The organism is uncultured Modestobacter sp. (assembly GCF_947486615.1).
Classification (GTDB): Bacteria; Actinomycetota; Actinomycetes; order Mycobacteriales; family Geodermatophilaceae; genus Modestobacter.
This window is the reverse complement of sequence record NZ_CANKUD010000013.1, coordinates 36,693-59,834: the sequence shown is the minus strand read 5'-3', so window position 1 is coordinate 59,834 and position 23,142 is coordinate 36,693. Positions and strand designations below refer to the sequence as shown.

Sequence of the window (23,142 nt, the reverse complement as noted above, 5' to 3'; positions counted from 1 at the left end):
GATGCGCAGCCCGACGCATCCGTGCCGGATCGCCTCATGCCGGACCTGTACCTGCGCGCGTCTGGGCGCTCCGGCAGAACGTCTCGGTGCATGGCGCCAGGCACCTCGTCCCGGCCGAGGCACTGGGCTGCGCCCTGGTCACCGCCGACATCGGAATGGGGTGAGCGCTTGGAGCTCTCTGCCCGGTCACTGTCGTGGCCAGCGGACCGACGCGGCAGCAGCACAGCCGCCCCTGACCAGTCATTTCTGTCGGTCGGTCGAACTAGCACTCGCGATCGCCACGCTGGCCGACGACGCGGACCTGCGCCGATGGGTCTGCCGGGACCTCGCCGGCCGCCGGCACACCGTGCCGCGCTGGCTCGCCGACCTGCATCTCGCCACTCCGGCCGATCCGACAGTCGAGCTGATCGACCCCTTCCGCGAGGTCGACGACGTCGTCCTCGGCGTCATCATCCCGAGCGGCCACGCGCTCACCGCCGTCGTCCGCGTCGACAACGAACTGAGAGCCCAGGCCATCGACGGCGCAGTGTTCGAGCGGACGATCGAGGAGGTCCTGCGCCAGCTGAGCACAGATGATGACCCGGATCTGCGCATCCGCGACGTCGGTGCGGCCGACGCCCGCGCCCGCCTCACCGCTGCGTTCACCGGGGTGGAGCTCGACGAGATCCTGAGGACCAGCGCGCAGTGGAGAGGCCAGCGCTGCATCGTGCGATGGATGCTGTCCCGCTTCCCCGACGGAGGTGACGCCACCGTGCCCGGACGGCTCGACGACGTCGACACCGACGAGCTCACCACCCGGTTCCTGACCTCACCGTGGGGGCGTCCGTGGACGCGGGGCCCGCTCCCGCTGCTGGTCGAGCGGGTCCTCGTGAGCGGACTGAGCAACGGTCTGGGCGACCCGCTCCTGTGGGCACCGCGACACGTCGGCCGGTTGCTCGATCCTGAGCTGCTCGATCTGGACCCCGACGAACTCGACGCGGAACGAACCCCCGAGCTGCTGCGCGACCTCATTCGCTACGGCCACGAGGAGCGCGGCATGCGCCCGGCACTCACCGATGCGTCACTGCTGGCGGTCGACCGGTGGGCGCCTGCCTTCTCGGCCGCTGTCCGCAGGTGGCACGACGAGGCCACCGCATGACGCCGTCAGACGAGGAGCTCGCGCTGATCACCTGCCGTTGAGGGAATCCCTGTGCATCCCAATCTGTATCCCACAGCGGTACCGTGGAGTCATGAGCACCCAGATCGCCGTCCGGCTCCCCGAGGAGCTCGTGCAGTTCATCGATCAGCTCGTCCTCGAAGGCAAGGCCGAATCCCGCGCGGCCGTGGTCAGCCGGGCGCTGCAGCGCGAACGCCGGCGGCAGGTCGCCGCGCGCGACGTGGCGATCCTGGCCGGTGACGGGGACGACGACTTCGACTCCCTGGCCCAGCACGCCGCCCGGACGCCGCTCGACGACCTGACCTGATGCGACCGATCCATCTGGCACAGCTGGACAAGACCCGACCGGTGCTGGTGCTGACCCGCGAGTTGGTCCGGCCGCACCTGACCCGGGTGACCGTCGCACCGATCACCAGCACCGTCCGCGGCCTGTCCACCGAGGTCCCCGTCGGTCCGGAGAACGGAGTCGACCACGCGAGCGTCGTCAGTTGCGACAACGTCGTCACCGTGCTCGCCACGGCCCTCGGCCGCCAGATCGGTCGACTGCTGCCGGAGCAGGAGGTCGAACTCACCGCAGCTCTGCATGCCGCCTTCGACCTCGACGACCTGCCGCGACCCCGGTGACCAGGCGACTTCGTCACGCGGCGGACGGGTGCGCAGGTTCCCGAAGCGCGCGTCCCGTCCTCGCAGAGGGCGCCAGACCCACCCGGTTGGGGGTGAGCCCGGACGCCCGACCCGCGTGAACGGGCTCGGTCAGTTATCGTCGGTGCGGTTCCTGTAACTCGTGTGTAACAACCTGCGGCCGGTGGACCCGGTGGCGCAAGGCGGCACGCCCGACACCGCCTGGCAGAGGTCATGTTCCACACGCGCTCGTCCAGCTCCGAGTTGATCCGGCACGCCGGGTTCTCCTACTTCCCGCTCGCCTTCATCGCCCGGCTCCCGTTCGCGATGATGACCGTCGGCGTCCTGACCCTCGTCGTCGCCGAGCGCGGCTCGGTCACCCTCGGCGGGCTCAACTCCGCCGCGGCCGGCATCGGCACCGCACTCGCCGGGCCGCTGCTCGGCGCGGCCGCCGACCGGTTCGGCCAGCGCCGGGTGCTCGTCCCGGTGGGCCTGGTCAACGCCACCCTGCTCGGCGCCTTCCCCTTCGTCGTCGCCGGCCCCGCCTCGGCCCTCGCGCTGCTCGCGCTGTCGGTGCTGATCGGCGCCTCGGCCCCACAGATCGCCCCCATGTCGCGCACCCGGCTGGTGGCGATCATCAAGCGCTCGATCCGGCCGGTCCAGCGCGAGAAGGTGCTGAACGGGACGATGGCCTACGAGTCCGCCGCCGACGAGACCGTCTTCATCGTCGGCCCCTTCCTGGTCGGGCTGCTCGCCACGGCCATCGCCCCGTGGGTGGCCATCGCCGGCGCCTCCGCGCTGACCTTCGTCTTCGTCACCTGGTTCGCACTGCACCCCACCGGACGGCTCGACCCGAGCACCCCGCACACCACCGAGCAGCAGGCGCCGGCCCGCGACCTCGCCCGCTTCTCGCTGCTCACCGTGGTCGCCGGCACGCTCGGCATCGGGTTCTTCTTCGGCGCCACCCTCACCTCGCTCACCGGCTTCCTCGCCGACGGCGGGGACGGCGACCGGGCCGGGCTGCTCTACGGCGTCATGGGCATCGGCTCGGCCGCCCTCGCGCTGGGATCGGCGGCATTCCCGCAGCGGTTCAGCCTGCGCGCCCGGTGGCTGGTCTTCGGGTCGCTGATGCTCGCCGCCGCGATCGTCTACGCCACCGCGCGCTCGGAGCTCACCCTGGTCGTCGCCCTGGCGGTGCTCGGCTGCGGCATCGGCCCGACCCTGGTCAGCCAGTACAGCCTCGCCGCCCAGCTCAGCCCGATCGGCCGCTCGGCGACCACCATGACGATGCTCGGCTCCGCCGTCGTCGTCGGCCAGGCGGTCTCCTCCGCGGTCACCGGCGTCGTCGTCGACCGGCTCGGCGCGAGCACCGCCCTCGCCCTCCCCGCGGTCGCCGCCGCCCTCGTGGTCGCCGCCGCCCTCGCGCACATCGCCTCGGCGTCCCGCGTCGTCCACCAGCCGGAGCCCGAGCTCGTCGACGCCTGATCGACGTCCGACCCACCAAGATGGCCATTTCGGTGGCTCGGGTGGGCGGCGGACGACTCGCTGGGGGTGTGGGCGAGACTGCCGGGTGTGGACGTCGAGGCCTTCTACCTGCCGCTGGGTGACAACCGCTTCTCCCCCACCCGGGCCACCGAGAGCCCCTGGGAGACCACCGCCCAGCACGGCGGGCCGCCGTCCGCGCTGCTGGCGCACCTGGCCACCAGCGCCACCGGTGAGCAGCTGCGCGCAGCCCGGATCAGCGTCGACTTCTTCGGCGCCATCCCCCGCCGCGAGCTCACCGTCGAGGTCTCCCCGCTCCGCCCGGGCCGGCGGATCGACCTCACCGAGGCCACGATGACCGTCGACGGGCGCATCGTCGCCGTCGCCCGGGTCTGGTCGATCGCCACCGGCCCCACGCCGCCGGCGGTCACCGCGCTCACCCCGCCGCCCGCCGTCCCGGCCGAGAACGACCACTTCCTGCCGCACCTGTCCGACTGGGGTTACGGGCAGGCGCTGGACTGGCGCTGGACCGCCGGCTCCCCCGACCGGCAGGGCCCGGCCGACGTCTGGACCCGGGTGCGCCTCCCGCTCATCGCCGGCGAGGAGCTCACCGGCACCGACCGCGCGCTCATCGCCGCCGACGCCGCCAACGGGCTCTCCGCCGAGCTGCCGATCAGCAGCTGGCTGTCCATCCCGCCGGGTATGACCACCCATCTGACCCGCGAACCGGACGGCGAGTGGGTGCACCTCTCCTGCCGCAGCCGGCTCACCGACGACGGCCTCGGGCTCTGCTCCGGCACGCTGTCCGACACCCGCGGTGCGATCGGCGAGGTCGCCCAGCCGCTGCTGGTCCGCGAGCGCTGAGGTCACGCGGAGGTCACTTCACGGACTCGTTACGCGGCCGACACGGACCACGACCAGACGGCCCGTTGAGTGCAGGCCGATGGCGCACCACGCGCCGTCCGCCGCACCCGAGGAGAACCGTTGAGCCCCTCCGTCGTCCGCCGCGCGATCGCCGGCACCGCTGTCGCCGCCACCGTCGCCTCCCTCGCCGCCTGCGGCTCGGACTCCGCCGAGGCGGAGACCACCGGCAGCGGTGAGACCCAGACGGTCACCGTCGGCACGCTGCGCGGCCAGCCGCACTTCTACGCACCGTTCCTCTACGAGGAGCACGCGGTGGACGGCGTGGAGTTCGAGGTCGTCACCCTGGACAGCACCCCGGCGCTGACCGACGCGGTCTCCTCCGGCACCGTCGACTTCGCCATCACCGGCGTCACCGCGACCATCTCCGGCATCTCCCAGGACCGGGACCTGACCATCGTCGCCTCGGCCGCCGACGGCGGTTCCGGCTTCATCGGCGGGGACGACATCGACACCGTCGCCGACCTGGTGGGCAAGAAGGTCGGCTACATCCAGGGCAGCGCCCCGGAGGTGGCGATGCGGCTGATCCTGGCGGACAACGACGTCGATCCGAGCAGCCTCGAGCTGGTCGCCGTCCCGCCGCCGGAGATGGCCTCGGCGTTCAACAGCGGCGCCGTCGACGCCTTCTTCGGCACCGAGATCGCCGTCTCGCTGGCCACCGCCGCCGGCGGCCACGAGATCACCGACCCCTACGACACCCCCATCGGCAAGGTGAACATCGGCCTGGTCACCACCGGATCGCTGGTCGCCGACGACCCGGAGCTGGTGCAGGCGGTCGTCGACACGCACGCCGCCACCACCGAGTACATGACCGACAACATCGACGAGTGGCTGCCCGAGATGGTGCAGGAGTTCGGCGGTGACCAGGAGGTGCTGGAGTCGGCCCTGGAGAACTTCTGGCTGCGCGCCGACCTGAACGAGGAGTACCAGGGCCAGGTCCAGGCGCTGGCCGGCGCGATGGTCGAGCTGGGGCTGATCGAGAGCGCGCCGACCGCCGAGGACCTCGTCGACGCCCAGTTCGCCCCCGAGGCCTGACCCACCGGGGCGCCGGCCCGCTCGGCGCCGGCGCCCCGCCCCCACCCCGGAGGTCACCCCCATGAGCACCGACGTCGCCACCGTTCCCGTGGCCGCCGCCGTCCCGACGGCCCCGGCCGAGCCCGAACCCGCCCGGCGCGGCCGCGGCCGCGGCCGGCTGCGCACCGTGCTGCTCGGCCTGCCTGTCCCGCTGCTGTTCCTGGTCGTCTGGCACCTGGGCCGGGAGAACGAGTGGGAGCTGCCCTTCGGCATCCGGATGGGCTTCCTGCCCTACCCCGCCGACGTCGCCGCCGGGCTGGCCAACTACGTCGCCGGCATCCGGGACGACGCCTTCAGCAACCTGCTGTGGGAGGACCTGCCGGCCAGCGCGCTGCGGGTGTTCTCCGGGTTCGCGCTGGCCACGCTGATCGCCGTCCCGCTGGGCGTGCTGATGGGCCGCTTCAACACGGTCAACTCGCTGTTCGACCCGATGATCAACCTGTTCCGGCCCATCCCGGCGACCGCCTGGGTGCCGCTGGTCGCCCTGCTCATCGGCTACGGCGACCAGGCCTCGATCTTCCTGATCACCCTGTCGGCGTTCTTCCCGATCGTGCTCGGCACGGTCAGCGGTGCCCGCCAGGTGCCCGAGCGGCTGCTGGAGGCCGCCCGCATGCTCGGGACGACGGGCGTCGGCACGCTCCTGCGCGTCGTCCTGCCCGCCGCCGCACCGGCGATCGTCAACGGCATGCGGGTGGGCCTGGGCCTGGCCTGGGTGATCCTCGTGCTCAGCGAGACCACCGGCGTGCCGACGGGCCTGGGGTCGACGATCTTCCTGGCCCGCGACGTCGTCCAGACCGACCAGATCGTGGTCGGGATGATCTGCATCGCCGTCGCCGGCTTCCTCTCCGACCGGCTGCTGATGCTGGTCGTCCGCGTCCTGTTCCGCGACCGCCCGCTGATCAAGTAGGAGCCGACCATGGAACACCTCAGTGCCGGCCGCACGGCCGACGTCCGGATCGCCGGCCTCAGCAAGGTCTACGCCGGCGGGGTCGCCGCGATGGCCGACGTCGACCTGACCATCGCCTCCGGCGAGTTCGTCGCCGTGGTCGGCGCCAGCGGCTGCGGCAAGAGCACGCTGCTGCGCATCCTGGCCGGCTTCGAACGGCCCACCGCAGGCAGCGTCGAGGTCGGCGGGACGCCGGTCACCGGGCCCGGCCCCGACCGCGGCGTCGTCTTCCAGGACTACGGCTTGTTCCCGTGGCTCTCGGTGCGGGAGAACGTCGCCTACGGCCCCTCGCGCAAGAAGCTGCCCAAGGCCGAGGTCGCCGCGGTCACCGACCGGTTCATCGCCGCCGTCGGCCTCACCCGCTTCGCCGCGAAGTACCCGTCCCAGCTCTCCGGTGGCATGCAGCAGCGGGTGGCGATCGCCCGGGTGCTGGCCAACGACCCGTCGCTGCTGCTGATGGACGAGCCCTTCGGCGCCCTCGACGCGCTCACCCGTACCGATCTGCAGGCCGAGCTCAAGAGCATCCACGTCGAGACCCGGACGACGGTGGTGTTCGTGACCCACTCGATCGAGGAGGCGGTCTACCTCGCCGACCGCGTCGTGGTGATGACCGGCGGCGCCTCGCACGGGGTGCCCGGGCACGTGCAGGCGATCGTCCCGGTCGACCTCCCCGACCGCGACGTCACCGCACCGGCGTTCAACGAGGTCAAGCGGCAGATCGCCGAGCTGGTGCACACGGCGCCGGTGGCCGCCTGACGGCACGGGGTGCCACCGGCCCGGCCGGGTGCCGATGACAGGGGGCATGAGCACCACCCGCACCGACGACGCGCTGGACAGCTGGCTGGCCGACCTCACCGGCGGCGAGACCTCGATGCGCCGGCTGCGCCGCCGGTTGACCGCCGAGGGCACCGGCACCGCCGACGCCTGCCCGACCTGTCACCGCGCAGCCGACGACCACACCGCGAACTGGGTCGCCGAACCGCTCGGCTGAGCGCGCGGATCTGAGCACAGCGCAGCGCCTTGTTCTCACGTGGTCCATCACGTGAGAACAAGCGGCGGTCATGCGGCTGGCGCCCAGCCGAGCGCCGGGCCGAGCTTCTCCGCGGTGTCGGTCAGGATCTGCACGTAGTCCTCGTGCTCGAAGCTGAACGGCAGCGCGAACGCCACCTCGGTCACCTCGCGGAAGCCGGCGTGGGCGTACAGCTGCTCGGCGATCTGCTCCGCCGTCCCGATCAGGTCGGCGGCGAACATCATCCGCGCCGGGCCCTGCGGTGACCGGGTCCGCGGCGTCCGCGCATCCACGTAGGCCGCATAGCGAGCCCGCTGCGCCGGGGTGGCCGAGTCGGTCGGGATGACCACCAGCCCCTGCGACACCCGCCCGGCCGGGTTGGCCGCCGTGAACGCCTGTACCTGCCGCGCCTGCTCGGCGGCGAAGTCCTCCGATGCCTCGGCCTTGACCACCGACGAGGTCAGGAAGTGCATCCCGTTCTCCCCCGCCCACTGCGCCGAGCGCAGCGACCCACCGCCGTACCAGAGCCGCGACCGCAGCCCGGGCGAGTGCGGCTGCACCCGCGACGACCACTCCTCGACCACGCCCTCCCGGCCGGCGAACGACGACGCGGGTTCGCCGGCGACGAGGCGCAGGAACCGGGCCACCCGCTCGTAGGAGAAGTCCTCCACCTCGGCGGTGTCCGGGTAGAGCGCGGCCTTCACGTCGTCCCAGTGCATCGGCGGGCCGACCGACACCCCGGGGTTCAGCCGGCCGCCGCTGAGCACGTCGACGGTGGCCAGGTCCTCGGCCAGCCGCAGCGGGTTCTCCCAGGCCAGCGGGGTCACCGCCGTGCCGAGCTCGATCCGCGCCGTCCGCTGGGTGGCCGCCGCCAGCACCGCCACCGGCGAGGAGATGCCGTACTGCAGGTGCCGGTGCCGCAGCCACGCACTGTCGAAGCCCAGCTGCTCACCCAGCTCGATGATCCGCAGCGTGGTCTCGTGCCCGGCGCGCGGATCGGCCTCGTCGAACAGACCGATGGTCAGGAAACCCAGCTTCTCCAGTGGCACCCCGGGCGACGGCATGCGGACATCAGATCAGGCGGCCACCGGCGCCAGGGTGGCCACCAGCTGGGCCACCGGCTGCGGCCGGCCGAAGAGCCAGCCCTGGGCCAGCGGGCAGCCCAGCTCGGTCAGCGTCCGCGCCTGCTCGGCGGTCTCCACTCCCTCGGCGATCAGCGTCAGCTCCAGCGCATCGGCCAGCGCGACCACGCTGCGCAGCAACCGGGCCCGCCGACTGGAGGTGGTGATCGAGGAGACGAACGAGTTGTCCAGCTTGAGGTGGTCGGCGGGCAGCGTGTCCAGCCGTGACAGCGCCGAGTAGCCGGTACCGAAGTCGTCGATGGCCACCTGCAGGCCGTGCTCGCGCAGCACGTGCAGGGCGAGCACCGACCGGGCCGACTCCGCCTCGACCAGGCTCTCGGTCACCTCCACCACCGTGCGCTCAGCGGGCCAGCCGGTCTGCGCGAGGACGGTCAGGACCCGCTGGGGGAACGCGACGTCGTCCAGCTCCAGGCCGGAGACGTTGACGGTCAGGAACAGGTCACGCCCGGTGGCCTCGCACAACGTCCGGGCGTCCCGGCAGGCCGCCGCCCAGACGAAGGCACCCAGCTGCCCGATCAGTCCCTCCTGCTCGGCGACCGGGACGAACTCCACCGGCGGCACCGGACCGCGCTCGGTGTGGTGCCAGCGCACCAGCGCCTCGACGCCGGCCACCCCGCCGTCCGCCAACCTGACGATCGGCTGGAGGTGCACGCTCAGCCCGCCGGCGTCCGCGTCGGCCAGCGCGGCCACCAGGTCGCGCGCCAGCGGGCTCGGCCCTCCGGCGTCCAGTTCGGTGCGGCCCCGCCCCAGCGACTTGACCCGGTACAGCGCCGAGTCCGCTCGCCGCATCAGCGCCGCGGGCGAGTCCCCCGGCACGAGCTGGGCGACTCCCACAGACGTACCGATCCCGGGGAGCGCGGCGCGCAGCTCCTCGGCTGCTTCCCGGGCAGCGTCGCCGCCGAGCCCGGGCACCAGCAGGGAGAACTCGTCACCGCCGTGCCGGGCGAGCACGGCCCCGGCCGGCAGCAACGTCCGCCAGGTGGCGGCCACGCTCCTGAGCATCTCGTCGCCCGCCGCGTGGCCGCGGGAGTCGTTGACGGCCTTGAAGTGGTCGAGGTCGAACAACGCGACCGACAGGGACTCGCCCGTGCGGACTGCCACGCGCACCGCTGTCTCGAGCGCCTCGTCGAAGCCGCGCCGGTTGACCAGGCCGGTCAGCGCGTCCTCGTGCGCGCTGGCGGCGCGCCGCGCCAGGACGCCGATGGCGCCCGCCGAGCCGATGACCAACAGCCCGAGGACGGCGGCCGGGCCCGGCGCGATGTCGCCGCGCAGCACGACGACGACGGTGCCGATGACCAGCAGCTCCCCGAGGAAGCCGACGGCCCACACCAGCGGGAAGAAGAGGAACGCGTCCATGGAGGCGAAGCTCATCAGGCCCAGGACGGCCACCGCGCCGGTGGCCGTGGGCGACGCACAGGCGAAGACGCCGATGCCCACCGAGCCCACGGCGAGCAGCAGCCGGTAGAAGACCAGGGGAACCCGGTTGCCCCAGCGCATGACCGCCACACCCACCACCGTGGTGAGCGGTCCCAACGCAGCCACCGCGGGGTGCACCTCGACCAGGCCGCCCGGCGTGCCGAGGACCAGCGCCACCGCTGCCAGACCGCCCAGCGCGGTGAGCAGTCCGGCGGTCCGGGCGACGACTCGAGGCGTGGCCACCTCTGGTGCCATCCGACTGATCCGCATGACGTCTGATCGAACGGCCGGCGCGCGGACTGCACTGGTCGGGCACGTCACGCCTCCAGTTCTCACCCCCGCGGGTGAGGTCTCCGGTGCCCTCCTCCCCCGCCTCCGGCCGAGCCCGGGTCGGGGGACGACCTCACAGGTCCTTACGGCGAAACGACACCGCCGCCAGCCCCCAGATCATCAGCACCCAGAACGCGGCCCACCCGAGGTAGGCGGCGGTCAGCGGCGCCTCGCTGAGGAACGGGAAGCCGGCCATCTCCTGGCCGAACTGCAGCAGCGCCGCCGGGTCCTGGAAGGCGTGCATCGCCCCGCGCCACAGCCCGTCGGTGGGCAGCAGCACCCGGGAGATCGCACCGACCCGGGCCACCCCGTCGTTGCCCAGCGCCTCCCCGATGCCGCCGACCACCCCGGCGATCCAGGTCGCGCCGAACAGGCCGACCGCGACCACCCCGGAGGCCATCGGCGAGATGACCGTGGACAGCAGCAGCCCCAGCGTCAGCAGCACGACCGTCTGCGCGGCCAGCAGCGCCAGCGCCACCACCGGCTGCGGCGGCCAGTAGCCGACCGTCAGCTGGACGACGAGGCACTGCGCCAGCCCGGCCAGGACGACGAACCCGCTGCCGAACGCCGCCAGCCCCAGCCACTTGCCGGCGAGCACCGCCCAGCGCCGCACCGGGCGGGCCAGCAGCGACAGCGAGATGCCCGACTCGATCTCCCCCGACAGCGTCGGGCCGGCCAGGAACGCGGTGCCCAGCGCGGCGATCAGGCTGAGCCCGAACATCACCAGGTTCAGCAGCTGGGAGGCGACCAGCCGGGCCTCACCGCTGGTCAGCGTGCCGAACTCCGACTCCGCCGACAGCCGGGAGAACCCCCAGGCGCTGAGCACCAGCAGCACCACCGTCAGCCCCGCCAGCGCCCGCAGCACCTTGCGGCGGGACGCCTCGCGGAGGGTGAGCCCGGCGATGGTCAGCACGGTGCGCGCGGTGCTCATGCCCGCTCCCCCTCCCGGGCGTCCGCTGCGTCGCGCAGGATGCCCAGCAGCCGCTCCTCCAGGCTGATCCGCACCGGCTCCACCGCGTGCACCCGGACGCCGGCGGCGACCAGGTCACCGACCAGGTCGGGGACGGCGTCCTCGGCGTCGTCCGCGGGCAGCGCGACGGTGAACCAGTCGCCCTCCCGCTCGACCAGCCCGGTGGCGGCCAGCCGGGCCTGCGCCGCCGGGGTGACCCCGGTCAGCTCCAGCCGCAGCTCGCGCTGGCCGAGCAGCTCGGCGAGCGTGCCGGAGGTGGCGACCCGGCCGCGGTCGAGGATGACCACCCGGTCGCAGACCCGCTCGACCTCACCGATCAGGTGCGAGTTGAGCAGCACCGCGACCCCGCGCTCGCGCAGCGACAGCACGATGTCCCGGACGTCGGCGCGGCCCAGCGGGTCCAGCGCACTGGTCGGCTCGTCGAGCACCACGAACTCCGGCCGGGCCACCAACGCGACGGCCAGGCCCAGGCGCTGCTGCATCCCCTTGGAGAAGCCGCCCACCCGGTCACCGGCCCGTTCGGCCAGCCCGACCAGGGCGAGCACCTCCCGCTGCTCGGCCGCCGGCACCGACACCCCCGACAGCCGCACGTGCAGTGCCAGCACCTCGGCGGCGGACAGCCACGGCTGGTAGCGGAACAGCTCGGGCAGGTAGCCGACCTTCGTGCGGGACGCCGGGTCGGCCGAGGGCGAGCCGAACAGCATCGCCTCGCCGGCGTCCGGGGTGACCAGACCGAGCAGCATCTTGATCACCGTGGTCTTGCCGGCGCCGTTCGGGCCGAGCAGGCCGACCACCTCACCGCGGCCGACCTGCAGGGACACCTCCTCGACCGCCTGGCGCTTGCCGTACCGCTTGCGCAGCCCGGAGCACCAGACCGCGGGCGCCGGCGGCAGGTCGGCGACCAGCTGCGCCGCCGCCTGCCGTCCGGCGTCCCCGGCCGCCGACGCCCCGACCGAAGCGGCTCCGGCCGGGGCGTTCGCCGTGGGGTCGGCCGCCATGCTCAGCGCAGGCCCTGGGCGACCGACAGCACCTCGTCGGTGTCCAGCGACCCGGCGACCGCGGTCACCACGCCCTCGTCGACCCAGACCACCGCCGACATCGAGCCGTCCGCCAGCTCCAGCACGGTGGCCGGGACGCCGTCCACCTCGGCGGTGGAGGTGCTGACCCGGTCGCTGGGCACCGGCAGCGGCAGCGTGCCGCCGTCCGCGGTGAAGGTGCGCAGCTGCGCGGCGACGTCGTCCGGCAGACCCGGCAGCGACAGCAGGTGGTCGCGCACCGTCTCGAACGGCACGCCGGAGGAGTACGCGGTCGGGGCGACCGCGCGGCCCACGACCAGGGCGGGCACCCCGGCCGAGGACTCCCAGGCCTGGGCGACGCCGGGGCCCGCGACCATCCGCACCGTGGCGCCGTCCAGCCCGGCGGGCGACGGCGGCAGGGTCTTCCCCGCCGCGGCCGCGGCCTGGGCGGCGCGGTCGGCGGAGAAGGTGAACGTCGCGCTGATCTCGCTGCCCACCTGGTAGGTCGGCTCGCCGCTGATGCCGCGCGGCAGGTCGGCCACCTCCGGCAGGTCCAGGCCGGACTCGGCCTCGGCGGCCGCCGCGTCCTCGACGCTGTGCAGGTCGCCGTCGCCGGTCACCACCACGTCGCCGTAGGCGCTGAGGTCGGGCAGCGCGATGAGGTCGGCGGTGCTGAGGGCCACCGGCGCCACCTGCTCGGTGCGGAAGATCTGCAGCCAGTCGTTCGCGGCGGCGGTGCCGGCACCGGTGAGCACGACAGCGGCGGCGACGGCCGCGACCACCGGACGGCGCATCGCCGGCCGGGACCGGCGGGGGGTCGCGGCCCGCTCCGGCCCCGGGGTGGCCGCGGACAGCCGGCGCCAGGCGGCGTCGACGTCCGGGCTGCCCTGCGGCGCCAGCGCCGAGTCGAGGGCGGTGGCGTCGGTGCGCATGGCGGCCAGCGTGCCGACGCAGCGGGTGCAGTCGGCCAGGTGCGCGCGGTCGGCGTCGGAGACACCGGCGGGCTCGTCGAGCAGCCGGCGCAGCACGCCGTCAGAGGGATGACGCATGACGGTTCAACTCCTTGCGAAGAGCGGACTCGGCGCGCCGCACGGTGGTGCCGACGCTGCCTGGGGAGAGGTCGAGGGCGGCCGCGACCTCGGTGTAGCTCAGGCCGCTGTGCCGCAGCACCAGGGCCACGGCCTGGGTGCGGGGCAGCCGGGCGAGCGCCGTCCGCACCCGGCGGCGCTCTTCCCGGGTCACCACCGCGTCGGCGACGTCGGAGACGACGGCGTCCTGCGCGACGGCGGAGAACTCCTCCCGGGACGCGCGGCGGCGCCCGGAGCGGAGCAGGTTCAGCGCGGTGTGCGCGGCGGCCACCGACAGCCAGCCGCGCGCCTCCCCCGCCGGGACGGTGGTGCGCCCGAAGGAGAGGAAGACGTCCTGGGCGACGTCCTCGGCCTGGTCGCGGGAGCCGAGCACCCGGGCGGCCACGCCGACGACGAGCGGGTAGTCGCGGCGGAAGACGTCCTCGAGGTCGGCGCGCACGGCACCGGGAGACGACCGAGACACCGCCCCGCGCTCCCTCCCCACGGCCCGTCCGGCCGAGATCCCGCCGACCGCCCCGGGGGCGGCGAGGACGGCCGCGGCCCGCGCTCCCCCGTGCCTGATCAGTTCCATGTCTCTACAGCACCGCCGGACGCCGGTATGTGACAAGACCCCCGCAGGAACTCCTGCGGGGGTCTCGTCGGTCAGGCGCGGTGGTCAGCGCGCCTCGGGCATCGGCTGCAGCAGCTCCGCGGCCGGGCGGGGCGCCGGGACGGTCGTCGTCCCGTACAGGCTGACGCCGGACGGCGCGGCCATCATGGCCTCCAGCTCACCGGTGTCCAGGGTGGGCTCGATCGTGTCCAGGGTCGGCTCGATGAGCGCGGGCTCCGGAGCGGGCTGGGCGGCCGGGGGGCGGCCGGTGACCAGCCGGACCAGGCGGCGCAGCGAGCGCGCCTCCTTGCGGCGGGCCTTGCGCTCGGCGGCGCGCTCGGCCTCCTCACGGGCGGCGTTCTCCCGGTCCAGGATCTCCCGGGCCATCCGGTCGGTCTCGGCGGCGACGATCAGGTCGGCGCGGGCCTGCTGCGCCCGCTGCCGGCCGTCGCGGCGGATCTCCTCGGCCTCGACCTCCTCGTCGTCCCGGACCTTGAGCAGCCGGTCGTAGGCGGAGGGCAGCTGCATGTTCAGCAGCGCCTTCATCAGCACGGGGAGGATCTCCACGCTGAGGAAGAGCAGGAACAGCATCAGGTGGGCGGTGCCGACCATCGGCCGCTCCGCCGACAGCCGGTCCATCGCCTCGAGCCGGGCCAGGATGCCGTCGCTCCGCGCGTTCTCCGCGTCGAAGGCGGCCTGCTCGGCCTGCCGCGCCTCGGTCAGCCGGGCCAGCTCCGCCTTGTCGGTGACCAGGTCGGCCTGGGCGAGGGCGACGCTGCGGGCGTCGGCGCTGGCCGCGGCCCTGCCGGCGTCGGCGCGCACCTGGGCGAGCTCGGCCTCGGCGGCGTCCAGGTCGGCCTTCGCCGCGTCGCGCACGCCGGCCTGCTGGGTGGCCGCGGTCGCGGCGGCGAAGTAGGCCGCGCCCTGGCCGACGTCGCCGGAGCCGCAGCTGCCGTCCAGCTCGCACTGGGCCCGGGCCTGCAGCTCGGCGAACCGGTCGACCGCGGTCTGGAAGGCGGTCTGCTTGGCGTCCCGCTCGGCCTGCGCCGCGACCACCCGCGGGTCGGCGTTCGGGTCGGCGGTGCCGCCGCTGGCGATCACCGCCTGCTGCTCGGCGACCCGCGTCTCCAGCGTGGGGATCGGGGCGTACCGGGCGTCGGCGTCCAGCCCGTCGGTGAACTCCTCGGCGGCCTCGGCCTGCATCGTCACGATGGTCGTGTCGATCTCCTTGGCGAACACCTGCAGCGTCAGCGGCGTGGAGATCACCGTGCCCAGCACGACGGCGAGCGCCACCCGGGGCAGCGCCATGGCCAGGTTCCGCTTCCAGGACGGCTCGTGGGACATGCCGACCAGCAGCATCCGGTCCAGGTTGAGGATCACCAGCCCCCAGCCCAGCCCGACCAGGACGGCGACCGCCCACGGCGCACCGAGCGCCATGTGCAGCGCGAACGCCATGGACAGCGCGGCCAGCGCGCCGGTGCTGATCAGCACGCCACCGAGGGCGATGAACCGGGCTCGGGCACCGGGGGCCACCCGCAGCAGGTCGAGGCGGGCGCCGGCCAGCACGGCCAGTCGGTCGCCGGAACGGGTGCGGGTGCGGGTGCGCACGGGGTGGTGTCCTCTCGCCGAGATGTACCCACCCGTCATCGGCCGCCCGACCCCCCGCCGGTACCGGCGCCCGCCTGTGACGTCGTCCGGGTCAGACGCCGAGGTGGGCCAGGGCCTGGAGGAGCAGGGTGCTCTGGCCGTTGGCCAGCTCGGCCAGCACCTCCGGACGGCGGGCCTCCTCCGGGCTCACCCAGGTCAGCTCCAGCGCGTCCTGCTGCGGGGCGCAGTCGCCCTCGACCGGGACGACGTAGGCCAGCGACACCGCGTGCTGCCGCGGGTCGTGGAACGGCGTGACACCCGGGGTCGGGAAGTACTCGGCGATGGTGAACGGCTGCGGCGCGGCCGGCACCCGGGGCAGGGCGAGCGGACCGAGGTCCTTCTCCAGGTGGCGCAGCAGCGCCGAGCGCACCCGCTCGTGGTACAGCACCCGGCCGGAGATCAGCGCCCGCTTGACCTGGCCGTCCTCGCCGATCCGCAGCAGCAGCCCGACCGCGGTCACCACGCCGTGGTCGTCGACCCGCACCGGGACGGCGTCGACGTAGAGGATCGGCAGCCGCTCGCGGGCGGCGTCCATGTCCTCCCGGGAGAGCCAGCCGGCATCGGTGAAGTTCACGTCGGTCATGTGCCCTGTCTAGCCGACGCCGGCCGAATCCGAACGACGGGCGCCCGACCGAGGTCGCGACAAGGGCAGAACGTGCCAATACACCACCGGACATGTATCGGAACTCGCGCGGCCGCCTGAGCCGCCACACCGCCGTGCCGACTGAGGCTTGCGTCACTCAACCGGCCATCCCCAGGAGCGACCATGCGTCTTCGCAGCACCGCCGCAGCGACCGTCCTCATCGGCGCGACCCTGTCCCTCGGCTTCACCGGCACGGCCTCTGCCGCCGACCTCAACTGCAGCGACTTCGCCACGCAGGCGGAGGCTCAGGCCGTCCTCGACGCGGACCCCAGCGACCCGAACAACCTGGACCAGGACGACGACAAGATCGCCTGCGAGAGCCTCGCCGGTGGCGCCCAGGGAACCAGTGAGGACAACACGGTCCTCGGTGGCGCTCAGGTCTCCACCCGCCCGCGGGGTGCGGTCGCCGCCGGTGACGGCAGCGCCGCGGAGGACGGCACCGTGCTGCCCTACCTCCTCGGTGGCCTTGCGTTCGCCGGGGCCGGTGGCGCCGCCATGGCCGCCCGCCGCTCCCGCACCACCGTCTGACCTCCCAGGCGTGCAGCACCGCGCACCTCGGGCCGGCGGTCCGGGTCTCCACGAGACCCGGACCGCCGGCCCGGTGCGCATCTCGGGGGCCTATCCCCCGCCGCCACCGAACCCCGAGGGCCTGCTCCCGACAGCCGACCGTCCCCGGGTCACCCGCTACGACCGGTCGCGGCACCGCGCTCCCCGCGCGGCGCACGGCTGGGCGACGGTCTCCGCGGCTCTGGTCGCCCTCGGCCTGGGCGCCGTCTTCCTCCTGCCGGAGGGACAGAGCGGGTCCGCCCGGCTGGACGTCCCGATGGCGGTGGCCGCGGCACCGGCGTCCGGGAGCACCACCCCTCCCGCCCCGGCTGCGCCCCAGCCCGCGACGTCCCCGCTCCTGCAGCTGGGCGCGAGCGACCCGGTGCGGGTCCGGATCCCGGCACTGGGCGTCACGTCGTCGGTGATGGAGCTGGGACTGGAGGCCGACGGCGCCATGGAGGTGCCGCCGGGCGCCTACCCCGTGGGCTGGTACGACGGCAGCCCCACCCCGGGCCAGCTCGGACCGGCAGTGCTCGCCGGTCACGTCGACTGGGACGGCGAGCCGGGCGCCTTCTACGGGCTCCGGGAGCTGCTGCCCGGCGACGAGGTCGTGGTCGACCGCGCCGACGGCACGGTCACCACCTTCCTGGTCGACCGGGTCGAGGAGCACGGCAAGGACGAGTTCCCCACCGACGAGGTCTACGGCGACATCGACCACGCCGGCCTGCGGTTGATCACCTGCGGCGGGTCGTTCGACGAGGACAGCGGCGACTACCTCGACAACGTCATCGTGTTCGCCACCCTCAGCACCGCTCGCTGACCCTCGTCCCGGGCGATCAGGCCAGGCGCTCGCGCACCCAGTCGTGGAAGGCGCCCAGGTGGTGCTCCGCGGGCACGAGCACCCCACCGGCGGCGTAGGCGCGCGAGGCCATCCCGGGCTGGGTGCGCTCGCAGGCGTCGAAGTCCTGCAGGTTGACCCGGTGGAACAGCTCCGCCGACCGGGAGACGTCCTGCCCCGACTCGATCACCTCCGGGGCGTAGAGCCAGTCGCACTCCACCACGGTGCAGTCGACGGCCAGTGGCGTCATGCGGAGCAGGATCACGTGATCGGGCACCAGGTTCAGGAAGACCGTGGGCTTGATCGTGGCCGCGTAGTAGCGGCGGTCCTGCTCGGCGTCGATGCCCGGCAGCGCGGCGAACCCGGCGCTGCCGTCGACCGTGAAGCCCTCGGCACCGGCGGCGAACTCCGCCCCGTGCCCGACGAAGCTCTGCGCGGCGTAGCCGCGGGCGAACTCCGGCAGCACGTCGGTGAGCTCGGGGTGGATCGTCGCGCAGTGGTAGCACTCCATGAAGTTCTCCACGATCAGCTTCCAGTTGGCCGCGACGTCGTAGCGGATCCGCCGGCCCAGCCGCAGCCCGCCGACGTCGTAGCCCTCGATCGCGGCCGGGTCGCCGAGCCGTTCGGTGACCGCGCCGCGCACGTCCTCGGCGAAGGACGGCGGCTCGTCGGCCAGGCAGACCCAGGCGTAGCCCAGCCACTCCTGCAGGTGCACCGGCACCAGCCCGTTGGCCATCCGGTCGACGTCGGGCATCCGCGCCAGGTTCGGGGCGGCGACCAGCGCACCGTCCAGCCCGAAGGACCAGGCGTGGTACGGGCAGCGCAGCGTCGTCCGCACCTGTCCGCTGTCCTCGGTGCACAGCTGCGCGCCCCGGTGCCGGCAGACGTTGAGGAACGCCCGCAGCGCGCCGTCCCGGCCGCGCACCACCAGCACGCTCTCCCGGCCCACCTGCACCCGGCGGAAGCTGCCGGGGGTGGTCACCTCGTCACTGCGGACGGCGCAGGTCCACATCGCCTCGAAGACCCGCTCCTGCTCCCGGATGAACACCGCCGGGTCGGTGTACCAGCGCCCGCCCAGCGTCGGGATGAGGCTGCTGCCGGTGGACTGCTCGAGGGTCGTCATCGGGTGGCCTCCAGGGCCGGCCGGCGGGGGTCGAACAGGGCGATCGGGTGCGCCGTCGCACCCGTGGTGGCGAGGTCGGCGAGGACCTCGCCGACCACCGGCACGAACTTGAAGCCGTGCCCGGAGAAGCCGCAGGCGACGGTCACCTGCGGGTGCTGCGGATGGGGTGCGATCACGAAGTGCTCGTCGGGCGTCGTGGTGTACATGCACGTCGCCGCGGTGAGCAGCCGGCCGGGCAGCGTCGGCAACGGCCCGGCCAGGTGCTCGGCGATGGTGGCCACCTCGGTCGGGTGCACCTCGCGGTCGATCGTCTCCGGCGTGCAGATCATGCCGCGCCGGAAGAACGCCACCTTCGCCCCGCCGTCCGGCCCGTCGATCGCCGGGAAGCCGTAGACCTGGGTGCCGTCGGCGGCCTCGTGGATGTAGATGGGGTGCCGGTCCGGCGTCCAGGCGCCCACCCCGCCCGCCGGCTGGAACCAGTACATGACCTGCCGCTCGACCCGGAACGGGATCTCCAGCTCGGCGAGCAGCTGCGGCGCCCAGGCGCCGGGGCAGATGACCAGCGCCCCGGCGGTGTGCTCCCCCGTCGCCGTCCGGACCCGGACGCCGCCGTCGGCGGTGGCCGCCCACTCCACCGCCGGCTCGTCGAAGCGCAGCTCGGCGCCGCGCCGCGCGGCCAGCGCCAGGTGTGCGGCGACGGTGGCCTCGGGGCGGGCGAAGCCGGCGGCGGCCTCGAACAGCCCCACCTCGTCCTCGGCCGGGCTCAGCATCGGGAAGCGCCGGCGTACCTCGGCGGCGTCCAGCAGCTCGTGCGCCAGCCCCCACTCCTGCGCCGCGCGCAGGCTCCCCGCCACGGTGCGGCTGTCCGGGCGGCCGAGGAACACCCCACCGGTGCGCACCAGCACGTCGGAGCCGGAGTCGGCGCAGAGCGCGTCCCACAGCTCGTAGGCGCGCAGCAGCAGCGGCACGTAGGCGGGATCCTCGAAGTAGGCCTGCCGGGTGATCCGCGACCCACCGTGACTGGAGCCCTGGTCGTGCGCCGGGCCGAACCGCTCCAGGCCGAGCACCCGCTGCCCACGGGCGGCCAGGTGCGCGGCGGCGGCGCTGCCCATGCCGCCCAGACCGAGGACGATCACGTCGTGGGTCATCTCAGCACCGCACCCGGGCGCCGGCAGGGTCCACCAACGGTTCGACGCTGACCGTCGCCGCCAGCGGCTGCCCGAACCAGTCGATGGTCACCGCGGTGCCCGGCTCGGCGTGCTCCGCGGGCAGCCAGGCGTAGGCGATCGACCGGCCGATCGTGTAGCCGAACGCGGCGCTGGTGACGTACCCGACCGGCACCCCGTCGACCCGGACCGGCTCCTTGCCGAGCACCGTCGTGGCCGGGTCGTCCAGGGTGAGACAGGCCAGCCGCCGGGGGTGCGGACGGCGGTCGAGCGCGCCCCGGCCGATGAAGTCACCGGGCCGGACGGCGAACCCCAGCCCGGCCTCCACCGGGTCGTGCTCGGTGGTCATGTCCACGCCCCAGGCGCGGTAGCCCTTCTCCAACCGCAGGCTGGCGAAGGCACTGCGCCCGGCGGCGAGGACACCGTGCTCCTGCCCGGCAGCCCAGAGCACGTCCCACAGCCGCAACCCGGTGGCGGCCTCGGTGTAGAGCTCCCAGCCCAGCTCCCCGACGTAGGAGACCCGCAGGGCGGTGACCGGTACCCCGCCGACGAAGAGCTCCCGCGCGGTGAAGTACCGGAAGGCGTCGTTCGAGACGTCGGTGCGGGTGAGGGACGTGAGCACGTCGCGGGCCCGCGGGCCCCACAGCCCGATGCCGCAGGTGCCGGTCGTGGTGTCGCGCAGCTGCACCGATCCGTCGTCCGGTGCCTGCCGGCGGAACCAGTCCAGGTCCAGCGGCCCGTTGGCGCCCACCTGGAAGCGCTGCTCCCCCAGCCGGGCGACGGTGAGGTCGCTGCGGATCCCACCGTCGGCGCCGAGCAGCAGCGTGTAGACCACCCGACCCACCGGCCGGTCGACGTCGTTGCTGGTCAGCCGCTGCAGGAACGCACACGCACCCGGCCCGGCGACCTCGATCCGGGTCAGTGGGGTCATGTCGTACATCGCCACCCGCTCCCGGGTGGCGACCGCTTCCGCCGCCGTGACCGGTGACCACCAGCTCGCCGCCCAGGCGTCCCGCGGCGGCAGGTCGAGCCCCTCGGCGAGCGGCGCGTTGGCCTCGAACCACAGCGGCCGCTCCCAGCCACCGGCCTCACCGAACACCGCGCCGAGCTCCTGCTGCCGGGCGTGGAACGGGCTGACCTGCAGCGGGCGCAGCACCTCCGCCGGGGCCAGCGGGTGGACGACGTCGTAGACCTCGACGAACTGCTGGGCCCCCCGCTCGGCGACGTACTCCGGGGAGAGCTGCACGGGGGTGAACCGGTGCAGGTCGCACTCGTGGACGTCGGTGCGCGGCTGCCCCTCGACCAGCCACTCCGCCAGCGCCTTCGCCACCCCCGCCGAGTGGGTCACCCAGACCGCCTCGGCGACCCAGAAGCCGGGCAGGTCACGGTGTTCGCCCAGCAGCGGCATGCCGTCGGGGGTGAACGAGAAGACGCCGTTGATGCCCGAGGCGACCTCGGTCCCGGCCAGCCCGGGAAGCAGCGCCAGGCTCTGCTTCCAGGCGTCGCTGAAGTCGTCGGGGGTGAAGGGCAGGCAGCTGTTCTCGTGCTGCTCGGTCTCCGCGGCGGTGACCGGCATCGGGCGGTGGCCGTAGGAGCCGATCCCGATCCGGTCACCGTGCTCGCGGTAGTAGAGGTCGGCGTCCTGGTGACGCAGGATCGGCGCGCTGATCTCCGCGACCGCGCCGGCCAGCGCCGGCACCGGGCCGGTGGTGGCGTACTGGTGGGCCAGCGGCTGCAGCGGCACGGTGAGGCCGGCCAGCGCGCCGACGTCCGGGCCCCAGAACCCGGCCGCGCAGACGACGACGTCGGCCGGCACGAACCCCTGGTCGGTGTGCACGCCGGAGACACGCCCGGCGGCCGAGGCCACCCCGGTGACCCGGTGCCGGGCGAGGAACCGGGCGCCCCGCTCGATCGCCCGCCGGGCCTGCGCCTCACCCGCCGGCACCGCGTGCACCAGGCCGTCGGTGGGCACGTGCAGACCGCCCAGGACGGCGCCGGGGTCCAGCAGCGGGTGCAGCCGGGCGCACTCGGCCGGGTCGACGAGCCGGGCCTCGATGCCCCAGGAGGTGGCCAGCCCGTGCCGGCGGGCGAGCTCGGCGAGGCGTTCGGGCGTGGTGGCGACCTCCAGACCACCGACCGGGCGGAAGCACGGCCGGCCGTCGACGGTCAGGTCCCGGAGCTTGCCGACGGTGTAGCTCGCGAACTCGGCCAACGTCTTGGACGGGTTGGTCTGGAAGACCAGCCCGGGCGCGTGCGAGCTCGACCCGCCGGCGGCGAACAGCGGCCCCTGGTCCAGCACGGTGACGTCGGTCCAGCCGCGTGCGGTGAGCTCGTCGGCCAGCGAGCAGCCGACGATGCCGGCACCGATGACGACCACCCGAGGAACGGTGCTCACGGGCACTCCCTTCCGCAGCGTTGCGCCCTCAGCAACGAGGGGCGTGCTGCGCAACAGCGTCAGCCCGGCTGCCGGCGGCCGTCAACCCCGTGTCCGGTCCTCTCCGGCGTGTCCCCGGCGGGTCGGCCGCAGAGTTCACACCGCCGGAACACCGACCGGGGTCAGCCGAGCCGCGAGCGGATCGCCTCCGCCGCCGAGCACACCCGTACGGCCACCTCGGCGATGCGCTCGGAGGGCAGCCGGTAGGAGGGCGCGGACACGCTGATCGCCGCGACGAGCCGGCCGTCGACGGCACAGACCGGCGCTGACACCGCGTGCAGACCGACCTCGAGCTCCCCCTCGGTGGCCGCCCAGCCCTGTTCCCTGATGCGGGCCAGCACGGCGCGCAGCGCGGTGGCGTCGGTGACGGTCGCGTCGGTGTACCGAGCCAGCGGCCGGGCCAGCACGGCCGCCACCACCTCCGCCGGGGCGTGGGCCAGCAGCGCCTTGCCGCTGGACGTGGCGTGCAGCGGCGTCCGCCGGCCGACCCAGTCCAGCACCCCCACCGATGCGGCACCGTGCACCTGGCTGACGTTGACCGCCGCGTCGCCGTCCAGGACGGCGAGGTTCACCGTCTCCCCGAGCTCGGCCGAGAGCCGCTCGCAGGCCTCCCGGGCGACCCGGGTCAGGTCGAGCTGGGCGGCCCCGGCCCCGGCCAGCCGCACCAGCCCGAAGCCGAGCCGGTAGGTGCCGCGCTCGCGCTCCTGCTCGACCATGCCGCGCGCCTCCAGCGTGCTGAGCAACCGGGACGCCGTCGACTTGTGCACACCGAGCTGCCCGGCCACGTCGGTGACGCCGGTCGCGCCCTCCCGGGCGAGGATCGCCAGGATCTCCAGGGCACGGTCCACCGACTGGACCAGGCCCCCGCCCTCGGCTCCGCTGCGCACCCGGCCACGCTAACCGTCCTCCGGTGACGGCCGGGCCTCCGCGGACCGACGCGGCGACGACACCGGGTCCCGGGCAGCACGCCGATGGGCCCACCGTC

General features: G+C 74.1%; 23 protein-coding genes. 11 read left to right on the top strand and 12 right to left on the bottom strand.

From position 1 onward, the window contains the following. Window position 1: 1 nt before the first annotated feature. The 9 genes from Q1A09_RS19835 (at window position 2) to Q1A09_RS19795 (ending at window position 7,191) form a co-directional block, all read left to right on the top strand. Window positions 2-1,138 carry a hypothetical protein gene (locus Q1A09_RS19835; protein WP_299959082.1) on the top strand — a complete coding sequence of 379 codons (1,137 nt, stop codon included), beginning with the start codon at window positions 2-4 and terminating at the stop codon, window positions 1,136-1,138. 91 nt (window positions 1,139-1,229) lie between these two features. Continuing rightward, entirely contained in the window at window positions 1,230-1,463 is a 234-nt protein-coding gene (locus Q1A09_RS19830; protein WP_299959079.1) for a ribbon-helix-helix domain-containing protein, read from the top strand. Beyond that, window positions 1,463-1,780 (top strand): type II toxin-antitoxin system PemK/MazF family toxin, encoded by a 318-nt coding sequence (locus tag Q1A09_RS19825; protein WP_299959076.1) that lies wholly within the window; start codon window positions 1,463-1,465, stop codon window positions 1,778-1,780. The genes Q1A09_RS19830 and Q1A09_RS19825 overlap by 1 nt, the downstream gene beginning before the upstream one ends. A 231-nt stretch (window positions 1,781-2,011) precedes the next feature. After that, complete coding sequence (locus Q1A09_RS19820; protein WP_299959073.1) at window positions 2,012-3,262, top strand: MFS transporter; 1,251 nt, start codon at window positions 2,012-2,014, stop codon at window positions 3,260-3,262. 87 nt (window positions 3,263-3,349) lie between these two features. Further along, window positions 3,350-4,123 (top strand): thioesterase family protein, encoded by a 774-nt coding sequence (locus Q1A09_RS19815; RefSeq protein WP_299959069.1) that lies wholly within the window; start codon window positions 3,350-3,352, stop codon window positions 4,121-4,123. A 120-nt stretch (window positions 4,124-4,243) separates the two neighbouring features. Further along, the gene (locus Q1A09_RS19810) at window positions 4,244-5,215 is read left to right on the top strand and encodes an ABC transporter substrate-binding protein (RefSeq protein ID WP_299959066.1); all 972 of its coding nucleotides are present in this window, start codon (window positions 4,244-4,246) and stop codon (window positions 5,213-5,215) included. 61 nt (window positions 5,216-5,276) lie between these two features. Beyond that, the gene (locus tag Q1A09_RS19805) at window positions 5,277-6,161 is read left to right on the top strand and encodes an ABC transporter permease (protein ID WP_299959063.1); all 885 of its coding nucleotides are present in this window, start codon (window positions 5,277-5,279) and stop codon (window positions 6,159-6,161) included. A 9-nt stretch (window positions 6,162-6,170) separates the two neighbouring features. Next, the gene (locus Q1A09_RS19800) at window positions 6,171-6,956 is read left to right on the top strand and encodes an ABC transporter ATP-binding protein (RefSeq protein ID WP_299959060.1); all 786 of its coding nucleotides are present in this window, start codon (window positions 6,171-6,173) and stop codon (window positions 6,954-6,956) included. 46 nt (window positions 6,957-7,002) lie between these two features. Then, complete coding sequence (locus Q1A09_RS19795; RefSeq protein WP_299959057.1) at window positions 7,003-7,191, top strand: hypothetical protein; 189 nt, start codon at window positions 7,003-7,005, stop codon at window positions 7,189-7,191. 68 nt (window positions 7,192-7,259) lie between these two features. Here Q1A09_RS19795 and Q1A09_RS19790 read toward each other — a convergent pair whose 3' ends face one another. The 8 genes from Q1A09_RS19790 to Q1A09_RS19755 form a co-directional block, all read right to left on the bottom strand. After that, entirely contained in the window at window positions 7,260-8,273 is a 1,014-nt protein-coding gene (locus Q1A09_RS19790) for an LLM class flavin-dependent oxidoreductase (RefSeq protein WP_299959053.1), read from the bottom strand. Between the two features lie 12 nt (window positions 8,274-8,285). Beyond that, a complete protein-coding gene (locus Q1A09_RS19785) occupies window positions 8,286-10,010 on the bottom strand; it encodes a bifunctional diguanylate cyclase/phosphodiesterase (protein ID WP_299959050.1) in 1,725 nt (574 codons plus the stop codon). Between the two features lie 160 nt (window positions 10,011-10,170). Continuing rightward, window positions 10,171-11,028 carry an ABC transporter permease gene (locus tag Q1A09_RS19780; protein ID WP_299959047.1) on the bottom strand — a complete coding sequence of 286 codons (858 nt, stop codon included), beginning with the start codon at window positions 11,026-11,028 and terminating at the stop codon, window positions 10,171-10,173. Beyond that, window positions 11,025-12,065 carry an ABC transporter ATP-binding protein gene (locus Q1A09_RS19775; RefSeq protein ID WP_299959045.1) on the bottom strand — a complete coding sequence of 347 codons (1,041 nt, stop codon included), beginning with the start codon at window positions 12,063-12,065 and terminating at the stop codon, window positions 11,025-11,027. Before Q1A09_RS19775 ends, Q1A09_RS19780 begins: the two co-directional genes overlap by 4 nt. Window positions 12,066-12,067: 2 nt before the next feature. Next, the gene (locus Q1A09_RS19770) at window positions 12,068-13,132 is read right to left on the bottom strand and encodes a hypothetical protein (RefSeq protein ID WP_299959042.1); all 1,065 of its coding nucleotides are present in this window, start codon (window positions 13,130-13,132) and stop codon (window positions 12,068-12,070) included. Continuing rightward, window positions 13,116-13,634, bottom strand: coding sequence for a sigma-70 family RNA polymerase sigma factor (locus Q1A09_RS19765; protein ID WP_299959039.1), 519 nt, complete (start codon window positions 13,632-13,634; stop codon window positions 13,116-13,118). Before Q1A09_RS19765 ends, Q1A09_RS19770 begins: the two co-directional genes overlap by 17 nt. Before the next feature lie 192 nt (window positions 13,635-13,826). Continuing rightward, on the bottom strand, window positions 13,827-15,368 hold the full coding sequence (locus tag Q1A09_RS19760; RefSeq protein ID WP_299959036.1) for a DUF4407 domain-containing protein: 1,542 nt from the start codon (window positions 15,366-15,368) through the stop codon (window positions 13,827-13,829). Between the two features lie 91 nt (window positions 15,369-15,459). Then, window positions 15,460-15,990 carry an NUDIX hydrolase family protein gene (locus Q1A09_RS19755; RefSeq protein ID WP_299959034.1) on the bottom strand — a complete coding sequence of 177 codons (531 nt, stop codon included), beginning with the start codon at window positions 15,988-15,990 and terminating at the stop codon, window positions 15,460-15,462. A gap of 183 nt (window positions 15,991-16,173) precedes the next feature. Between Q1A09_RS19755 and Q1A09_RS19750 the strand changes: the two genes are divergently transcribed. Next, a complete protein-coding gene (locus tag Q1A09_RS19750; RefSeq protein ID WP_299959031.1) occupies window positions 16,174-16,578 on the top strand; it encodes an excalibur calcium-binding domain-containing protein in 405 nt (134 codons plus the stop codon). A gap of 73 nt (window positions 16,579-16,651) precedes the next feature. Continuing rightward, on the top strand, window positions 16,652-17,416 hold the full coding sequence (locus Q1A09_RS19745; protein WP_299959029.1) for a class F sortase: 765 nt from the start codon (window positions 16,652-16,654) through the stop codon (window positions 17,414-17,416). Window positions 17,417-17,432: 16 nt separating this feature from the next. Here Q1A09_RS19745 and Q1A09_RS19740 read toward each other — a convergent pair whose 3' ends face one another. The 4 genes from Q1A09_RS19740 to Q1A09_RS19725 all read right to left on the bottom strand — a co-directional run bounded on the left by Q1A09_RS19740 (window position 17,433) and on the right by Q1A09_RS19725 (window position 23,044). Further along, entirely contained in the window at window positions 17,433-18,557 is a 1,125-nt protein-coding gene (locus Q1A09_RS19740; protein WP_299959027.1) for an aromatic ring-hydroxylating dioxygenase subunit alpha, read from the bottom strand. Beyond that, window positions 18,554-19,705 carry an N-methyl-L-tryptophan oxidase gene (solA, locus tag Q1A09_RS19735; RefSeq protein WP_299959024.1) on the bottom strand — a complete coding sequence of 384 codons (1,152 nt, stop codon included), beginning with the start codon at window positions 19,703-19,705 and terminating at the stop codon, window positions 18,554-18,556. Before solA ends, Q1A09_RS19740 begins: the two co-directional genes overlap by 4 nt. A 1-nt stretch (window position 19,706) precedes the next feature. Continuing rightward, complete coding sequence (locus tag Q1A09_RS19730) at window positions 19,707-22,118, bottom strand: FAD-dependent oxidoreductase (protein ID WP_299959020.1); 2,412 nt, start codon at window positions 22,116-22,118, stop codon at window positions 19,707-19,709. 161 nt (window positions 22,119-22,279) lie between these two features. Then, on the bottom strand, window positions 22,280-23,044 hold the full coding sequence (locus Q1A09_RS19725) for an IclR family transcriptional regulator (RefSeq protein WP_299959017.1): 765 nt from the start codon (window positions 23,042-23,044) through the stop codon (window positions 22,280-22,282). Window positions 23,045-23,142: the final 98 nt, after the last annotated feature.